This is a genomic window from Clostridium sp. ATCC 25772, from assembly GCF_001573875.1.
GTDB lineage: Bacteria > Bacillota > Clostridia > Clostridiales > Clostridiaceae > Clostridium_J > Clostridium_J senegalense.
Map to the genome: position 1 here is coordinate 1 of NZ_LFRG01000140.1, position 742 is coordinate 742.

The 742-nt window shown below is 27.9% G+C and carries 1 protein-coding gene; it reads right to left on the minus strand.

Going from position 1 to position 742, the window contains the following annotated elements; all coding sequences use genetic code 11:
• On the minus strand, positions 1-742 hold a 742-nt coding region (locus AZI32_RS17190; protein ID WP_162266752.1), incomplete at both ends, for a M3 family metallopeptidase.

Here is a 742-nt window from a genome sequence, read left to right on the forward strand (position 1 = left end):
AAAACTATTATAAAAATGTGGTATTTTTGCCCATCCAACCTTAGATAGCTGATCTACACTAAAGTCTTTACCATAATATTTTTGTAAAAGTTCTCCCCATATATCATTTAATACCAGTACGTTTACAACCTCTCCACTTTCAAGCTTCTGGTGTACTTTGTACTCAAATTCAGCATACATCGTTTGTACAAATAGAGTGTTTTTTATCAAATCTAGGTACTGCGTTATATAATAAGCTTTTTCATTTTTATTTTGAGTATTCTTTATTAACATTTCATATAATAAAGCTTCATTAGTTATAGATGCTACTTCATGAGTAAATATACTAGGTTTTGAATTTAAGTAATTTTGATTCTTTGAACTCATATATCCATATACAGCATGTCCTAGTTCATGAGATAAAGTAGATACAGAATCTAAGTTTCCACTATAATTCATTAAAACATATGGATGATTATCATATACAGATAAACAGTATGCTCCACTTACTTTATTATCATTAGAATATACATCCACCCATCTTTCATTGAAAGCTTTATAAAGTATATCTCCATATTCTTTACCTAAAGGATTTAGCGATGTATATACAATACCTTGTGCTTTATCATATGGAATATACTCATCTACTGGATTTATAATTGGAGCATGCATATCATATGAGTAAACTTTATCTAAGTTCAATACTTTTTTCCTTAAACCTATATATTTATGCAAACTTCCTAAATTATTATCAACCGTATTT